This window comes from Rhizobium sp. WSM409, assembly GCF_057653825.1.
On record NZ_CM172794.1, the window covers coordinates 581,301 to 595,909 of the forward strand.

The following is a 14,609-nucleotide window of genomic DNA, read 5'->3' on the forward strand; positions in this document are numbered from 1 at the left end:
CGTCAAAGGGCGTCAGTCATTCGCCGCAACAACCATTTCAAAGGAGTTCAACATGGAAGCGGAAGCAGCAAAGTACATCGGTGCAGGCCTGGCTTGCTTTGGTATGGCCGGTACGGCTCTCGGCCTCGGCAATATTTTCGGCAGCTACCTCTCCGGCGCACTGCGCAATCCGTCTGCCGCTGACAGCCAGTTCGGCCGTCTGGTATTCGGCTTCGCCGTTACGGAAGCTCTGGGCATCTTCTCGCTGCTCGTCGCTCTCCTCCTCCTCTTCGCCGTCTGATATCGGCGAATAGATGGATCACGGCCTGCGACCGCAAGCCGTGATCCTTTGCATTTGCAGTCCACCTGGAGGTGAGCATGTTTTTTGTGACCCCGGCTTACGCTGAGGAAGCACCGGCGGCAGCGACGGGTACGGATGCGCACGCCGCTCCGGCCGCAGGCGAGGTCCATACCGAGACTGGTGTCGCCGAAGGCGAACACGCCCGCGGCCCTTTCCCGCCTTTCGATTCGACGACCTTCGCGTCCCAGCTGCTCTGGCTGGTGATCACGTTCGGCGTCTTCTATTTGCTCATGCAAAAGGTCATCGCGCCGCGCATCGGGACCATCCTCGATCAGCGTCACACGCGCATTTCCCAGGATCTGGAAGAAGCAGGCCGCCTGAAGGCCGAAGCCGACGCCGCCGTCCGGACCTATGAAGGTGAACTGGCCGCTGCCCGCGCTAAATCCAACGCGATCGGCTCCGCCGCACGCGACGCCGCCAAGGCCAAGGCCGAAGAGGAACGCCGCGCTGTCGAGGCGAGCCTTTCGGAAAAGATCAAGGCTGCCGAGCTGCGTATCGGCGAGATCAAGGCCAAGGCTTTCGCCGACGTCGGCACCATTGCCGAGGAAACGGCGGCTGCCGTGGTCGATCAGCTGATCGGCGGCACCGTCGCCAAGGCCGATGTCGCCGCCGCCGTCGCGGCTGCCAAGAAGGAGGCTTGATCGATGGAATTTGCCTTTGACGCGACTTTCTTCGCCTTTGTCGGCCTCGTCCTCTTCCTGGCGCTGGTCGTTTATCTGAAGGTTCCGGGAATGATGGCACGGTCGCTCGATGACCGCGCCGATCAGATCCGCAACGAATTGGCCGAAGCCAAGCGTCTGCGCGAAGAGGCCCAGCACCTGCTCGCCGAATACCAGCGCAAGCGCAAGGAAGCGGAAGCCGAAGCGGCCCACATCGTTGCCGCCGCTGAGCGCGAAGCCGAAATGCTGACCGCCGAAGCGAAGAAGAAGACCGAAGAATTCGTCGCCAACCGCACGGCGCTGTCCGAGCAGAAAATCAAGCAGGCCGAGGTCGAGGCGATGAAGGCGGTGCGTTCCGCTGCTGTCGATCTCGCAATCGCGGCCGCTGAAACCGTGCTTGCCAAGCGGGCCGACACCAAAATCCAGTCCGAGCTCTTCGGCAATGCCGTCGGCCAGGTCAAGACCCGGCTGAACTGAGCGGTTTCGAAAAGATTTGAGAGGAGGCCGGGCATGTCCCGGCCTTTTCTTTTGTTGATTACTCGGTCTCGTGCCGGGTATCTGCCGCAGATAAACAGACTGCAGACGTTCGGGCAAACCCGCTGCGGTCCGCTGCTCTCACCCGGCGCCAGCCCCTCATCCGGCTGCCGCCACCTTCTCCCCGCAGGCGGGGAGAAGGGATATGCCGCGGCCTTCTCCGTCCCCCGCCTATCTCTCGCAGGGCACGTCCCCTCGCCCCGTTTACGGGGAGAGGGTTAGGGTAGGGTTAGGGTGAGGGGCAGCCTTCGGCGTGAACCGGACAGCATTGGGACAAGCTCGGGCATATCCCGGTCTTTTGAATAACCTACTCGGAAAGCAGCTCGTCCGTCTCAGGAGCGCCCTCGGTCTTACGCAATGGCCTGAAGCTCATCCGGTGCAGCGAGCAGGGGCCGTGTCTCTCGATGCCGGCGCGGTGTTGCGCCGTGCCGTAGCCCACATGCGCGGCAAAGCCGTAATCCGGAAACACGCTGTGGGCCCGCGCCATCATTCGGTCACGCGTCACCTTGGCGACGATCGAGGCGGCGGCGATCGAGACCGAGCGGGCATCGCCCTTGACCACCGCCTGTCCGGGGCAATCGAGGCCGGGCGGCACGTCGAGCCCGTCGGTCAGCACGTAACTTGCCGGAATGGCGAGGCTGCAGATGGCCCGGCGCATGGCGTCGAGGCTTGCCTTGCGGATATCCGTCTCGTCGATGCGCGTCGAGCTGGAGGAGGCGATGGAGACGGTCGCAGTCGCCAGAATCTGCACGAACAGTTCCTCGCGCCGTTGCGCCGAAAGCTGCTTGGAATCGTTGAGACCCTCAGGGATGCGCCTCGGATCGAGAATAACGGCGGCCGCCACGACGGGTCCCGCCAGCGGCCCGCGGCCTGCCTCGTCGGCGCCCGCGACCGGCCAGTGGCCAGCCTTGCGGGCTTTGAGTTCCAGTCGGAAATCCGGCACGAGCGGAGCCGTGTCGAAAAGCAGGGGAGAATCGGGTGACGTGCGAGGTTTCATGCGGCTGAACCTCGCACGCCAACCCGATTGCCCGCAAGTCCCCGGATCAGGGCGGCGGCCGGGGACGCTCCGGCGGATGGTGGCGGTCAGGGCCATCCGCGGGAATTGCGCTCGGGCTCGAAAACAGGCGGTTTCTCGAGAGCCGATGCGCAAGCTCAAAAATCAAAGAAGCGACAGCTGCACGCCGCTGCCATCGGGCGGCACGAACAGATCGTCGCGCAGCGGCATGCTGCGGCGCGTCAGCTCGAAACGTCGGGCGGCCATTTCAAAGCGCCGGGCAATCTGCCAGGCATAGGGGCCGGCGCCCTTCATGCGCTTGCCGAATTCGGCATCGTAATCCTTACCGCCGCGCATCGAGCGCACCAGCGACATCACATGCCGGTAACGATCGGGGTAATGCTGCAGCAGCCAGTCGCGAAACAGCGGGCTGACCTCGAGTGGTAGCCTGAGGATGACGTAGCTCGCCTCGGCGGCTCCGGCAGCCTTGGCCGATTCGAGGATGCGCTCCAGTTCGTGGTCGTTCAACGCCGGGATGAGCGGGGCGGCCAGCACAGCCGTCTGGATGCCTGCTTCGGCAAGCGTGTGGATCGTCTCCAGCCGCCGCGGCGGCGTGGCGGCTCGCGGCTCCATCGTCCGGGCAAGCTTGCGATCCAGCGTGGTCACCGAGATGCCGACGCGCACCAGGTTCTTAGCTGCCATCTCCTGCAGAATGTCGAGATCACGCAGGATCATCGCCGACTTGGTGACGATCGATACCGGATGGTTCGCCTTGTTCAACACCTCGAGAATGCCACGCATGATGCGCCATTCCTTCTCGATCGGCTGATAGGGATCGGTATTGGTGCCGATCGCGATCACCCGCACCTTGTAGCTGGGCTTGGCGAGTTCCCGCTCCAGGAGTTTTGCCGCATCGGGCTTGGCAAACAGCTTCGTCTCGAAATCGAGCCCTGCAGAAAGCCCCATATAGGCGTGTGTCGGTCGGGCGAAACAATAGATGCAGCCGTGCTCGCAGCCGCGATAGGGATTGATCGAGCGGTCGAAGGGAATGTCCGGCGATTCGTTGCGGGTGATGGCCGTGCGCGGCTTCTCGACCTGCACTTCGGTCTTGAATGGCGGCAGCTCTTCCCACGTCTGCCAGCCATCGTCGACGGTTTCGCGTTGCTGCGCCTCGAACCGACCTGTCGGGTTCAGTCCCGCTCCACGTCCACGCCGCCGATCGACCTCGACTCTCAGACCGGAGGAAACGATCATCGCATCGGCAATATCTGCCGTATTGGCAGGCGCGAATGCGGCCTGCCCTGCCAGGGACTGCTCTCTCATCGGATTCTCCCGCGGCGAAAAGCCATCGCCTTCGCCCGTTTTGCTGATTAAATTCCTATCCGCAAAACGAGAACAATGCAAGAACAAAATGAGGAAAACGGTGCTGGCAAAAATTTGTGCGGCGCATTATAAATGGTCAATGTTGACGGTTGTTCTCGAATGTCAGGATCAGGAATCTGAGCTGGCACAGACTTTATCGGTATTGGTGGCAGGCGCGGTGGAGGGGCTGGTGAGCGATGTGGTCGTGCTCGATCACGGCTCGCGCGACGGCACCTCGCGGGTGGCCGACGCCGCCGGCTGCCGCTTCCATTCGCAGTGGGATATCAAGGACATCGTCCGCTCGGCGCGCGGCGAATGGCTGCTCTTTGTCGAGCCGGGCGCCAGACCCCAGGCCGGCTGGATCGATGAGATCGCTGAATATGTCGCGCTGAACAAATTGCCGGCGCGCTTCACCGCATCGCGTGCCTATAGGCGCCCTTTCTTCCAGCGTGTCGGCCGGGCCGTGCCGCCGCTGGAACTCGGCTTTCTCCTGCCGAAGAAGCAGGCGCTCGCTATCGCCAAAAGCGGGATGCGGCTTACCGAATTCGTCAAGGGCCAGAAGCCGCGCAAGCTCGCGAGCGAATTGATTCCGTCCTGGGTTGCCCGCGCTGCGCGATAGGTGCCACAACTCTCTCCATGAGCAAAAGATGGCGCCCAATAGGATTTCGCGCTATAATTCAACATGGCGCCGTCGAAGCGCCTCGCTTCGCAACGGAATGGCCATGGAATGCCGGTGAACGGCAGAACAGGTCAGCGAAAATCTCCTCTTCTGCCGGGCTCCCGGCGAAAGGAGGTGCATCATGGCACGCGGTAGGATCTACGGCCTCGTAGCCGTCATATTGCCGACATTGGTGATCGCGCATCCGCATTCGGCTGCATCGCAGATGATGCGCAGTTGCGCAGGCCGACCCGAAATCGTCAATTTCCTGGACAAGAACTTCGCCGAAAAGCTCACGGCAGTCGGACTGATCAACGAGAACGCCATTCTTGAGGTCTATGCCGCCGAAAGCGGCACCTGGACCCTCATCGTCACGGACGTTCACGGCATAAGCTGCGTTCTGCTGTCGGGTGACAGCTGGGACACGATGCCCGTCCTGCCGGGCCTGGCCACATAGTGAATGCTCCTGGTGCGCCAGGGGCAACCATGCCCTACTTCGTCGCGCCGCGTTTCAGGTGCTCGTCCAGCCGCGGCATGATCTCGACGAAATTGCACGGCGCGCTGCGATAGTCGAGCTGTCCTTTCAGAATGCCGTCCCAGGCATCCCGGCAGGCGCCGGGCGAACCCGGCAGCACGAAGATAAAGGTGGCGTTGGCAACGCCCGCCGTGGCGCGCGACTGGATCGTCGCCGTGCCGATCTTCTCGTAGGAGATCCGGTGGAAAATGGCGGAAAAGCCGTCCATCCGCTTTTCGAACAAAGGCTCCAGCGCCTCTGGCGTCACGTCGCGGCCGGTAAAGCCGGTGCCGCCTGTGGTGATGACGACGTCTATGTCTTGGTTCTCAGTCCAGGCCTTCACCCGCGCGGCAATCTTTTCGCGATCATCGGGCACGATCCCCCGGTCGACCAGCCTGTGCCCCGCCTCCCTGATCCGCGCCGCCAGCGTGTCGCCTGATTTGTCCGTCTCCGGCGTGCGCGTATCCGAGATCGTCAAAACCGCAATGCCGACCGCGATGAAGGGTCGCTTTTCGTCCAGACCTGCCATCACGCGCCTCCCGAAACCGTTTCTGTCGCCTGGAAATACCAGTCAGGGCGCTTGTCGTGAAGAGCTGCCGCCGCACCTTCGGCAGCAGTCATGCTCGCAAAGATGCCGAAACAGGTGGCGCCGGAACCGGACATGCGGGTCAACAGGGCGCCGCGAGCCTGCAGCATCGCCGAGATCGCCGCAATCTCGGGCACGAGTTCGCGCGCCGGCGGCTCCAGGTCGTTGCCGGCAGCAGCAATCGCCGCGAGCCAGTCGGCAGCCTGAGACCCGCTCAAAGCCAGGCTCAGGGCCGGATTGTTCTTTGTCGCCAGCCGGCGGAAAACCTCAGGCGTCGCGACGCCCTTCAGCGGATTGGCAAGCACCATGGCAAAGGCCGGCAGATCAGGCACCGGTTCGATCTTTTCGCCGATGCCGCGGGCAATCAGCGGCCGGCTCTCCAGGCACATCGGCACGTCGGCGCCGAGCTTCAGAGCCAATGCTGCGAGCGTCTCCGCCGATAACGTCGTGCCCCAGAGCCGCATCAGCCCGCGCAGCGTCGCGGCCGCATCGGCCGAGCCGCCGCCGATGCCGGAGGCAACAGGCAGGTTCTTTTCCAAATGGATGCGGACGGGAAAGGCGAGGGGACCGACCACCTCACGCAGCAGGTCGCGGGCCTTCAGCACCAGGTTGGTGCCGCCGTCGCCGGCAAGCGTTTCGCCAAAACGGCCGGACAGGGTCAATGCGTCGGTCGGCGACCGCATGAAGTCCAGCCGATCGCCGTGACCTGCGAAGGTCACCAGCATATCGAGCAGATGATAGCCATCCGGCCGTTGGCCCGTCACATGCAGGGCCAGGTTGATTTTCGCGCGTGCTTCCTCGGAAAAGCTAGAGCATGATGCCGAAAAGTGTGAGCGGTTTTCGGACGACATCATGCTCTATTTCTTTGATCTCACGCCGGCCACGCCCTCATCAGGCATGGTCCGTCAGGATTTCTTGTCGACCGGCGGCGGGGTGACGGGCGCCGGATCCGGCTGCTTCTTGTCGGCCGCCTTGGCATCGTCACTGGCAGGAGGCAGGCCGTTGGCGACCTTGTCCTTGATCTTCGGGATCTCGGCAGCTTCGGGCTCGGAGGCGAGCGCCCGGTTCCACTGGTAGACGGCCTCGAGCTTGCGCCCGACGCGCCAATAGGCATCGCCGAGATGGTCGTTGATCGTCGCGTCGCCGGCCTTGATCTGTGCGGCCCGCTCCAGCTCGTCGACGGCATCGTCGAAGCGGTTGAGGCGGAAATAGGCCCAGCCGAGCGAATCGATGATGTAGCCGTCGTCAGGGCGAAGGTCGACGGCCTTCTTGATCATGCCGAGACCTTCATCGAGGTTCCGGTTCATGTCGATCCAGGAATAGCCGAGATAATTCAGCACCTGCGGCTGGTCGGGATTGAGCTCCAGCGCCTTGCGGAAGTTCGGTTCCGCCTGGTCCCACTTCTTCAGCCGCTCATAGGCGATGCCGCGCTGGAAGAAGACGCTCCAGTTGGCGCGGCCGGGAATGGGGCCGATCGTTTCGACGGCCTTGTCGTAATTCGTGGCCATCGCCTGGTAGTCCTTGGCGTCGGAGAGCACGCTGCCATAGGCGAGGTAACTGCGGATGTCCTTCGGGTCGGAGGTGATAAGCGCCTGCAGGTGCTTGCGCGCCTCATCCACCTTGCCGCCCTGGGCAAGCGCAAGGCCGAGCTGCAGCTCGGAGATGCGCCGCATCGGCGAATTCTCCGGCACCTTCTTGTAGAGCGCGATGGCGCGGTCCATCTGGTTCTGCTTCTCGGCAATGCCGCCAAGCAGCACCAGCGTATCGGCGCTGTTCGGATCGAGCGCATTGGCCGTCTGCAGATACAGCGAGACGATGTCTTCGGCGCCGTCGCGGTTCAGCGCGCCGCCGACCGAAAAGAGCACGCCGGCAGCACCCTCTTCGGCCGTCTTGACCTGCTGGTCCTGCTTCTCGTTCTTCTCGATACTGTCGCGCAGCGCGTTCAGCGGCGCATAATTCGGCAGCAGGTTGTCGCCGACGGAAACGGCGTCGAGCGCCTTCTGCTTATTGCCTTGTGTTGCTTCGAGGCGGGCAAGCGCCATCACGGCGCGCATGAAGGTGTCGGGCGCCGTCGCGCCGCCTTCCTTGTCGAGCACGGCATCGTTCAGATGCTGGCGGGCGGATTTCACGTCGCCGGTGACGATGGCGATCGCGCCGGCATTGTAATTCTGGAAGATGCGGAACCAGTCCGGGCCCTTCATCTTCTCGACCATGGTGAGCGCTTCCTTACCGCGGCCGGCGCCGACGCGGGCCCAGGCGAGCAGCAGGTCGTTCATCATCCGGTCGAGATCGTTTGGCCCCTTATATTTCAGGATGGCCTCGGCGGACTTGTAGTCGTCGCGGCGCACGGCATCCATGCCGCGCACGATCGTGGTGATGCGCTCGACGGAAGGATCGCCCTTCAGGTCGTTGGCATATTTGACGCCGTCCTTGATATCGCCATTTAGCAGCAGCGAGATCATCAGCCGCTGGCGAATCTCGGGATTGCCGGGCTCGATCTGCAGCGCCTTCTTGTAGAGTTCGATCGCGGTTTCGTAGTCATGATCGACATCGGCCGTGCGCGCGGCGAGGAAGGCGCCGGAGAAAGTGGTGACGCTGTCCGCATCAAAGTGAACGGCCGTGCCGGCATCGTCTGTCTTGGCCGCATCCTCGGCGTTCGCGCCGCCGACACCGCTGAGCGAAAGGACAGCGGCAAGCGCTGCGCTCGTAAGAAGACGGATGGCAAGTCTCTGCCGCATTAGGAAACCTTTCTTCGACAGCGTCCCGGACAATGTGCCGGTCGCAAAACAAGTTGCGATCACTGATTCATAACAGGATGGCTTTTTTGAAGCGGCGCCGCAAGAAAATCAGCCTGCGATCAAGGACGTTTGATCAATTGACGCGCTCGACGCAGAAGTCGATCACTTCCATCAGGGCGGATTTCCAGACCGTATCGGGAAGGGGCGCAAGCGCATCCCGTGCGATCGTGCCGTAATGGATCGCGCGGCCGATCGTGTCGCTCAGCGTGCCATATTTGGTGATCAGCCCCAGCGCTTTTTCGAGGTTTGCGTCAGTGCTGTTGCCGGCTTCGATCGCATCGCGCCAGAAGGCGCGCTCGTCCTCGGTGCCGCGGCGATAGGCGAGAATGACCGGCAGGGTGATCTTGCCCTCGCGGAAATCGTCGCCGACATTCTTGCCGAGATCGGCCGCCTTGCCGCCATAGTCGAGCGCGTCGTCGACCAGCTGGAAGGCGAGCCCGAGATTCATGCCGTAGGATTTCAGCGCATTGCGGCCGGACCGGCCGGCCTCGGCGACGATTGGCCCGACTTCGGCGGCGGCGGCAAAGAGAGCCGCCGTCTTGGCGCGGATGACGGAGAGATAATCGTCCTCCGTCGTCTCCATGTTCTTGGCGACGGAAAGCTGCAGCACCTCGCCTTCGGCGATCACGCAGGCGGCGGAAGACAAGACATCCAGCGCATCGAGCGAGCCGACATCGACCATCATCCGGAAGGCCTGGCCGAGCAGGAAGTCGCCGACCAGCACGCTTGCCTGGTTGCCCCAGATCATCCGCGCCGTCGATTTGCCGCGGCGCAGATCGCTTTCGTCGACGACATCGTCGTGCAGCAGCGTTGCCGTGTGCATGAACTCGACCGATGTGGCGAGCTTGACGTGGTTTTCGCCCCTGTAGTCGAACAGCGAGGCGGAAGCCAGCGTCAGCATCGGCCGTAGCCGCTTGCCGCCGGACGAGATCAGATGGTTCGCCACTTCGGGGATCATATGCACGTCGGAGCCGGCCTTAGACAGAATGAGCTGGTTTACTCGCTCCATATCCGCCCTGGTGAGATCGACCAGCGGCTTTATGGATGCCAGTTTGTTTTTGCTTTCTTCAAGCGGTATGACCACGCCCAACGACCCGGACTCCTATTCATTCATTGCACCTGACAATAGAAAGGGGCGATGGACGCGGCAAGGGGTGAATTGTCGCGCTGAGCGAAATTGGAAGGAAAACGACGGCAAATGCATGAGCTTATCCGCGCCAACGACCCCGTTCTGCTCTCCTTTGCCGAGAGTTTGATGAAGGATGCCGGAATTCACTGCTTCATCGCCGATCAGGGCATGAGCGTGCTGGAAGGCTCGCTCGGCATGCTGTCGCGCCGCCTGCTGGTGGATGAGGAGATGGCCGATCAGGCGCGCCGCATCCTCACCGATGCCGGTCTCGGCGGCGAGCTGCGCGAGCGGAAGTGAGCTCCGATGACCGCCACTGACACTGTCGATGCCTTTCATCGCGGCGGCTTCCATGTGGTGCAGCCGAAGGGCAGGGGTCATCGCTCCGGCATGGATGCGATGCTGCTTGCGGCGCTCGTCGCCGACGATCGTCCGGTCAGGGTCGCCGATCTCGGCGCCGGCGCCGGCGCTGCCGGCCTTGCCGTCGCCTCGCGGCTTGCCAATACGCAAGTCGTGCTTTTCGAGCGCTCGGCCGAGATGGCCGATTATGCCCGCCGCAGCATCCTCTTGCCCGACAATGCCCATCTCGCCGGCCGCGTCAGCGTCGTCGAGGCCGATGTGACGCTGACCGCCAAGGCGCGCAACGATGCCGGGCTCACCGATGAGAGCTTCCACCACGTCATCATGAACCCGCCCTTCAACGACGCCGGCGACCGGCGCACACCGGACGCGCTGAAGGCCGAAGCCCATGCGATGACCGACGGCCTGTTCGAAAGCTGGATCCGCACCGCCGGCGCCATCATGATATCAGGCGGGCAATTGTCGCTGATCGCCAGGCCACAGTCGATCGCCGAGATCGTCGCCGCCTGCGGCCGGCGCTTCGGCGGCATCGAGATCACCGCCATCCATCCGCGTCCGGGTGAAAACGCCGTGCGTATCCTGGTAACTGGTATCAAGGGATCGCGGGCGAGGCTGTCGCTGCGTGCGGCCCTCATCATGCACGAAGAGGGGAGCCACAAGTTCTCCCCTCTCGTTGATGATTTCAATAATGGCCGGGCGGCCTATGCCAGGCTTTAGACTGGCGCCACACTTTTCCTGAAAAATGCTTCAGCCGGTGACGAAGTCGAAGAGCAGCTTGACGTTCAGCCCGGCGATGACGATCGCGATCAGATACGCAACCCCACTCAGCCAGCGCGGTGCCACGAGTTCACCCATCTTGGCTTTGTTGGCGGTGAACATCACCAGCGGGAAGACGGCGAAGGAAAGCTGCAGGCTGAGCACCACCTGGGTCAGGATCAAAAGCTCTGCCGTGCCCTGGTCGCCATACCAGATGGTGACGATCGCTGCCGGCACGATGGCGATGGCCCGGGTAATCAGGCGGCGCACCCACGGCTTCAGCCGAATCTTGAGGAAGCCTTCCATGACGATCTGGCCGGCAAGCGTCGCCGTCACCGTCGAGTTGAGACCGCAGCAGAGAAGCGCGATGCCGAACAGCGTCGGCGCGATGGCGAGGCCGAGCAGCGGCGACAGCAGCGAATAGGCATCGCCGAGTTCGACGACGTCAGTCTTGCCGTGCGCATTGAAGGCGGCGGCAGCCAGGATCAGGATCGAGGCGTTGATCAGCAGCGCGAAACAGAGCGCGACGGTCGAGTCGATCGTCGCAAAGGTGAGCGCCTCCCTCTTTTCGGGAACCGTATGGCCATAGGCCCGCGTCTGCACGATACCGGAGTGGAGGTAGAGATTGTGCGGCATGACGGTCGCGCCGAGAATGCCGAGCGCCAGATAGAGCATCTCGGGATTGGTGACGATCTCCGTCGTCGGGAAGAAGCCGGTGAGGACCGCGCCCCATTGCGGGTCGGCCAGCAGTATCTGCACGCCGAAGCAGACGGCGATAACGCCGAGCAGCGCGATGATGAAGGCTTCCACCCAGCGGAAGCCGAGCTTCTGCAGGAAGAGGATCACGAAGACGTCGAGCGCGGTGATCAGCACGCCGAGTTCGAGCGGGATGCCCATCAACAGGTTGAGGCCGATCGCCGTGCCGATCACCTCGGCGATATCGGTGGCGATGATGGCGATTTCCGCAAAGGCCCAGAGCGGCAGCGAGACATATTTCGGAAAGGCGTCGCGGCAGGCCTGGGCGAGGTCGCGGCCGGAGGCGATCGCCAGGCGCGCGCAGAGCGATTGCAGCACGATCGCCATCAGGTTGGAAAGCAGAGCGACGGTGAGCAGCGCATAGCCGAATTTCGAGCCGCCGGCGAGCGAGGTCGCCCAGTTGCCGGGGTCCATATAGCCAACGGCGACCATGTAGCCCGGTCCGGCGAAGGCTGCCGCCCTTCGCCATCTCGAGCTGTGACGCCCAGTACCGACGGTGCGGTAAACATCCGACAGCGACGCTTCTCCGCGTTCGTGCCGCCAGCCGTTCTTTGCATTCGGATTGAGGGCGTCCATGCGATTTCCACCTGTTTTATCGTCAGCGCACTATGACGAATTAGAATGATAATGCAAGTCATTCGCAATAACAAATTCAAACCCGCTATTTTCAGGAACGCGGCCATTGCGTTTGCCGTTCCAGCGCATACATGGAGGCGATCGTGCGACCCGAAGCGAAGGATGGAAAATGGCCGGATTCTTGAGAAAACTGCTGCCGAAACGGTTCCGCAAGGACGGCATCACCATTCCGGTCGTCCGGCTGCAAGGGGCGATTATCAGCGGCGGCGGCCAGTTCCGACCGACCCTCAATCTCGCCAATGTCTCTCCGGTTCTGGAAAAGGCCTTCGCCATGAAGGACGCGCCGGCGATCGCCATCTCCATCAATTCGCCGGGCGGCTCGCCCGTCCAGTCGCGCCTGATCTTCACCCGCATTCGCGAGCTCGCCCGTGAGAAACAGAAGAAGGTTCTGGTCTTCGTCGAGGATGTCGCTGCCTCCGGCGGTTACATGATCGCGCTTGCCGGCGACGAGATCATTGCCGACGCCACCTCCATCGTCGGCTCGATCGGCGTCGTTTCCGGCGGTTTCGGCTTTCCCGAACTCTTGAAGAAGATCGGCGTCGAACGCCGCGTCTATACGGCGGGCGAAAACAAGGTGATCCTCGATCCCTTCCAGCCGGAAAAGGAAAAGGATATCGAGTATCTGAAGAGCCTGCAGCTCGAAATCCACCAGGTCTTCATCTCCATGGTGCGCGAACGTCGCGCCAGCAAGCTGAGGGACGATGCGACGGTATTTTCCGGCCTGTTCTGGAGCGGCACGCGCGGCCTCGAACTCGGCCTCATCGATGGCCTCGGCGATATGCGCCAGGAATTGAAGAGGCGCTACGGCCAGAAGACCAAACTGGAGCTCGTCACCGCCGGCCGCGGCCTGTTCGGCCGCCGGATTCCAGGTGTGTCGCCGGTTTCGCTCGAGGACGCTGCATCCGGTCTCGCGACAGGGCTTGTCGAAGCGGCGGAAGAAAGAGCATTGTGGAGCCGTTTCGGGCTTTGAAGGGAGCAAGAGAGGGGCATGCCGCAGTTAATTACTATTCTGATCCTGGTCTTCTCAGCCTGGTGGCTTTACCGCCGCTTCGTCTCCGATGCCCGCAAGCTCGCCGAAAAGTCGCGCCGTGCTGAAAAAGCGCGCCAGACCGGCGCGATCGGCACGCTGGTCAAGGACCCGGCGACGGGAGAGTACCGGCTGAAGCGCGAGGGAGAATAAGAGGCGTCGCCACTCATTTGCCTCTCATCCGGCAATGGCTCCGGGCGCTCTGCAGGTGGAAGCCCCCCTCTGCCCTGCCGGGCATCTCCCCCACAGGTGGGAGATCGGCAAGTGGCTAAGGCTTCCTCAAACAACGGAACGCCTGCGCGGAGCCGTTATGAAAGCCGGCACATTCCCCCCAGCCGATCTCCCCCTTTGTGGGGGAGATGTCCGGCAGGACAGAGGGGGGCACCCCCCACAGCACAAGAAAGAATTCCTCTTCCATATCGGCATTCGATGGCTCTCCGCCGCTGCAAAAGTCTTGACCCCCGCCGCCCTCCATGGCACCTGTCGCGCCGATAAATCCCAAGCAATCGGTGCCGTTCGATGTCAGCTATCCCAGACCATATGAACCCGAAGCGCTCCTTCCAGGCGCTGATCCTGACCCTGCATAATTACTGGGCGGACAAGGGTTGCGCGGTGCTGCAGCCCTATGACATGGAAGTCGGCGCCGGCACCTTCCACCCTGCCACCACGCTGCGCGCCCTCGGCCCCAAGCCCTGGAAGGCCGCTTACGTCCAGCCGTCGCGGCGCCCGTCCGACGGCCGCTATGGCGAAAACCCGAACCGGCTGCAGCATTATTACCAATACCAGGTCATCCTGAAGCCGAACCCGCCAAACCTGCAGGAGCTTTATCTCGGCTCGCTGGCGGCGATCGGTCTCGATCCGCTGCTGCATGACATCCGCTTCGTCGAGGATGACTGGGAAAGCCCGACGCTCGGCGCCTGGGGCCTCGGCTGGGAATGCTGGTGCGACGGCATGGAAGTCTCGCAATTCACCTATTTCCAGCAGGTCTGCGGTATCGAATGCTCGCCGGTCGCTGGCGAATTGACCTATGGTCTCGAACGGCTCGCCATGTATGTCCAGGGCGTCGACAATGTCTACGACCTGAACTTCAACGGCCGCGACGGCGACGAAAAGATCAGCTATGGCGATGTCTTCCTGCAGGCCGAGCAGGAATATTCGCGTCATAATTTCGAGTTCGCCAATACCGAGATGCTGCACCGCCATTTCGTCGATGCCGAGAAGGAATGCCGGGCGCTGCTCGATGCCGGCGCCCCCGGCGACAACGCCAACCAGCGCCTGCACAAATGCGTCTTCCCGGCCTATGACCAGTGCATCAAGGCAAGCCATGTCTTCAACCTGCTCGACGCCCGCGGCGTCATCTCGGTCACCGAGCGCCAAAGCTATATCCTGCGCGTTCGCACGCTTGCCAAGGCCTGCGGCGAAGCCTTTCTGCTGACCGACGCCGGCGGCGTCAATCTCTCGAAAGCGGCGGCGTAAAAGCCGTCTCGAAAATTTCCGTCGCTT

17 protein-coding genes are annotated in these 14,609 nt (G+C 62.7%); 10 read left to right on the top strand and 7 right to left on the bottom strand.

Going from position 1 to position 14,609, the window contains the following annotated elements; genetic code table 11:
- The first annotated feature begins 52 nt into the window (after window positions 1-52).
- The 3 genes from AC25BC_RS02785 to AC25BC_RS02795 all read left to right on the top strand — a co-directional run bounded on the left by AC25BC_RS02785 (window position 53) and on the right by AC25BC_RS02795 (window position 1,476).
- Window positions 53-280, top strand: a complete 228-nt coding sequence (locus AC25BC_RS02785; protein ID WP_003545854.1) for a F0F1 ATP synthase subunit C — start codon at window positions 53-55, stop codon at window positions 278-280.
- Between the two features lie 77 nt (window positions 281-357).
- Window positions 358-981: a F0F1 ATP synthase subunit B gene (locus tag AC25BC_RS02790; RefSeq protein WP_012756241.1), complete on the top strand. Its 624-nt coding sequence runs from the start codon at window positions 358-360 to the stop codon at window positions 979-981.
- Between the two features lie 3 nt (window positions 982-984).
- Window positions 985-1,476, top strand: coding sequence for a F0F1 ATP synthase subunit B (locus tag AC25BC_RS02795; RefSeq protein WP_012756242.1), 492 nt, complete (start codon window positions 985-987; stop codon window positions 1,474-1,476).
- A gap of 364 nt (window positions 1,477-1,840) precedes the next feature.
- On the opposite strand, the gene rnhB is transcribed toward AC25BC_RS02795, so the two are convergent.
- Together rnhB and AC25BC_RS02805 are read right to left on the bottom strand one after the other, a co-directional pair.
- Window positions 1,841-2,530: a ribonuclease HII gene (rnhB, locus tag AC25BC_RS02800; RefSeq protein WP_012756244.1), complete on the bottom strand. Its 690-nt coding sequence runs from the start codon at window positions 2,528-2,530 to the stop codon at window positions 1,841-1,843.
- 162 nt (window positions 2,531-2,692) lie between these two features.
- Window positions 2,693-3,850, bottom strand: coding sequence for a PA0069 family radical SAM protein (locus AC25BC_RS02805; protein ID WP_128440038.1), 1,158 nt, complete (start codon window positions 3,848-3,850; stop codon window positions 2,693-2,695).
- 139 nt (window positions 3,851-3,989) lie between these two features.
- Here AC25BC_RS02805 and AC25BC_RS02810 point away from each other — a divergent pair, with 139 nt between their 5' ends.
- Both AC25BC_RS02810 and AC25BC_RS02815 read left to right on the top strand, forming a co-directional pair.
- Window positions 3,990-4,508, top strand: coding sequence for a glycosyltransferase family 2 protein (locus tag AC25BC_RS02810; RefSeq protein WP_017993099.1), 519 nt, complete (start codon window positions 3,990-3,992; stop codon window positions 4,506-4,508).
- A 181-nt stretch (window positions 4,509-4,689) separates the two neighbouring features.
- The gene (locus tag AC25BC_RS02815) at window positions 4,690-5,004 is read left to right on the top strand and encodes a hypothetical protein (RefSeq protein ID WP_128440039.1); all 315 of its coding nucleotides are present in this window, start codon (window positions 4,690-4,692) and stop codon (window positions 5,002-5,004) included.
- A 34-nt stretch (window positions 5,005-5,038) separates the two neighbouring features.
- Here the strand turns inward: AC25BC_RS02815 and moaB are convergent, their stop codons facing one another.
- From moaB to AC25BC_RS02835, 4 genes are all read right to left on the bottom strand, one after another.
- Window positions 5,039-5,590, bottom strand: a complete 552-nt coding sequence (gene moaB / locus AC25BC_RS02820) for a molybdenum cofactor biosynthesis protein B (RefSeq protein WP_012756248.1) — start codon at window positions 5,588-5,590, stop codon at window positions 5,039-5,041.
- Window positions 5,590-6,501 (bottom strand): 4-(cytidine 5'-diphospho)-2-C-methyl-D-erythritol kinase, encoded by a 912-nt coding sequence (locus AC25BC_RS02825; protein WP_128440040.1) that lies wholly within the window; start codon window positions 6,499-6,501, stop codon window positions 5,590-5,592. Before AC25BC_RS02825 ends, moaB begins: the two co-directional genes overlap by 1 nt.
- A gap of 51 nt (window positions 6,502-6,552) precedes the next feature.
- The gene (locus AC25BC_RS02830; protein WP_012756250.1) at window positions 6,553-8,385 is read right to left on the bottom strand and encodes a tetratricopeptide repeat protein; all 1,833 of its coding nucleotides are present in this window, start codon (window positions 8,383-8,385) and stop codon (window positions 6,553-6,555) included.
- Between the two features lie 133 nt (window positions 8,386-8,518).
- Window positions 8,519-9,535: a polyprenyl synthetase family protein gene (locus AC25BC_RS02835; protein ID WP_128440041.1), complete on the bottom strand. Its 1,017-nt coding sequence runs from the start codon at window positions 9,533-9,535 to the stop codon at window positions 8,519-8,521.
- A gap of 108 nt (window positions 9,536-9,643) precedes the next feature.
- Between AC25BC_RS02835 and AC25BC_RS02840 the strand changes: the two genes are divergently transcribed.
- Complete coding sequence (locus AC25BC_RS02840; RefSeq protein WP_003556924.1) at window positions 9,644-9,871, top strand: putative signal transducing protein; 228 nt, start codon at window positions 9,644-9,646, stop codon at window positions 9,869-9,871.
- Between the two features lie 6 nt (window positions 9,872-9,877).
- Window positions 9,878-10,648 carry a tRNA1(Val) (adenine(37)-N6)-methyltransferase gene (locus AC25BC_RS02845; RefSeq protein ID WP_128440042.1) on the top strand — a complete coding sequence of 257 codons (771 nt, stop codon included), beginning with the start codon at window positions 9,878-9,880 and terminating at the stop codon, window positions 10,646-10,648.
- A 30-nt stretch (window positions 10,649-10,678) separates the two neighbouring features.
- Here AC25BC_RS02845 and AC25BC_RS02850 read toward each other — a convergent pair whose 3' ends face one another.
- Window positions 10,679-12,019, bottom strand: a complete 1,341-nt coding sequence (locus AC25BC_RS02850; RefSeq protein WP_012756252.1) for an Nramp family divalent metal transporter — start codon at window positions 12,017-12,019, stop codon at window positions 10,679-10,681.
- 169 nt (window positions 12,020-12,188) lie between these two features.
- Here AC25BC_RS02850 and AC25BC_RS02855 point away from each other — a divergent pair, with 169 nt between their 5' ends.
- The 3 genes from AC25BC_RS02855 (at window position 12,189) to AC25BC_RS02865 (ending at window position 14,582) form a co-directional block, all read left to right on the top strand.
- The gene (locus AC25BC_RS02855; RefSeq protein WP_012756253.1) at window positions 12,189-13,049 is read left to right on the top strand and encodes a S49 family peptidase; all 861 of its coding nucleotides are present in this window, start codon (window positions 12,189-12,191) and stop codon (window positions 13,047-13,049) included.
- Between the two features lie 18 nt (window positions 13,050-13,067).
- On the top strand, window positions 13,068-13,259 hold the full coding sequence (locus AC25BC_RS02860; RefSeq protein WP_128440043.1) for a hypothetical protein: 192 nt from the start codon (window positions 13,068-13,070) through the stop codon (window positions 13,257-13,259).
- 366 nt (window positions 13,260-13,625) lie between these two features.
- Window positions 13,626-14,582, top strand: a complete 957-nt coding sequence (locus AC25BC_RS02865; protein ID WP_128407654.1) for a glycine--tRNA ligase subunit alpha — start codon at window positions 13,626-13,628, stop codon at window positions 14,580-14,582.
- The last annotated feature ends 27 nt before the right edge of the window (window positions 14,583-14,609 follow it).

Excerpts from the sequence above, each read along its gene's own strand:
- AC25BC_RS02785 (WP_003545854.1), top strand. The coding sequence starts at position 53 with ATGGAAGCGGAAGCAGCAAAGTACATCGGTGCAGGCCTGGCTTGCTTT.
- AC25BC_RS02790 (WP_012756241.1), top strand. The coding sequence starts at position 358 with ATGTTTTTTGTGACCCCGGCTTACGCTGAGGAAGCACCGGCGGCAGCG.
- AC25BC_RS02795 (WP_012756242.1), top strand. The coding sequence starts at position 985 with ATGGAATTTGCCTTTGACGCGACTTTCTTCGCCTTTGTCGGCCTCGTC.
- rnhB (WP_012756244.1), bottom strand. The coding sequence starts at position 2,530 with ATGAAACCTCGCACGTCACCCGATTCTCCCCTGCTTTTCGACACGGCT.
- AC25BC_RS02805 (WP_128440038.1), bottom strand. The coding sequence starts at position 3,850 with ATGAGAGAGCAGTCCCTGGCAGGGCAGGCCGCATTCGCGCCTGCCAAT.
- AC25BC_RS02810 (WP_017993099.1), top strand. The coding sequence starts at position 3,990 with ATGTTGACGGTTGTTCTCGAATGTCAGGATCAGGAATCTGAGCTGGCA.
- AC25BC_RS02815 (WP_128440039.1), top strand. The coding sequence starts at position 4,690 with ATGGCACGCGGTAGGATCTACGGCCTCGTAGCCGTCATATTGCCGACA.
- moaB (WP_012756248.1), bottom strand. The coding sequence starts at position 5,590 with ATGGCAGGTCTGGACGAAAAGCGACCCTTCATCGCGGTCGGCATTGCG.
- AC25BC_RS02825 (WP_128440040.1), bottom strand. The coding sequence starts at position 6,501 with ATGATGTCGTCCGAAAACCGCTCACACTTTTCGGCATCATGCTCTAGC.
- AC25BC_RS02830 (WP_012756250.1), bottom strand. The coding sequence starts at position 8,385 with ATGCGGCAGAGACTTGCCATCCGTCTTCTTACGAGCGCAGCGCTTGCC.
- AC25BC_RS02840 (WP_003556924.1), top strand. The coding sequence starts at position 9,644 with ATGCATGAGCTTATCCGCGCCAACGACCCCGTTCTGCTCTCCTTTGCC.
- AC25BC_RS02845 (WP_128440042.1), top strand. The coding sequence starts at position 9,878 with ATGACCGCCACTGACACTGTCGATGCCTTTCATCGCGGCGGCTTCCAT.
- AC25BC_RS02850 (WP_012756252.1), bottom strand. The coding sequence starts at position 12,019 with ATGGACGCCCTCAATCCGAATGCAAAGAACGGCTGGCGGCACGAACGC.
- AC25BC_RS02855 (WP_012756253.1), top strand. The coding sequence starts at position 12,189 with ATGGCCGGATTCTTGAGAAAACTGCTGCCGAAACGGTTCCGCAAGGAC.
- AC25BC_RS02860 (WP_128440043.1), top strand. The coding sequence starts at position 13,068 with ATGCCGCAGTTAATTACTATTCTGATCCTGGTCTTCTCAGCCTGGTGG.
- AC25BC_RS02865 (WP_128407654.1), top strand. The coding sequence starts at position 13,626 with ATGTCAGCTATCCCAGACCATATGAACCCGAAGCGCTCCTTCCAGGCG.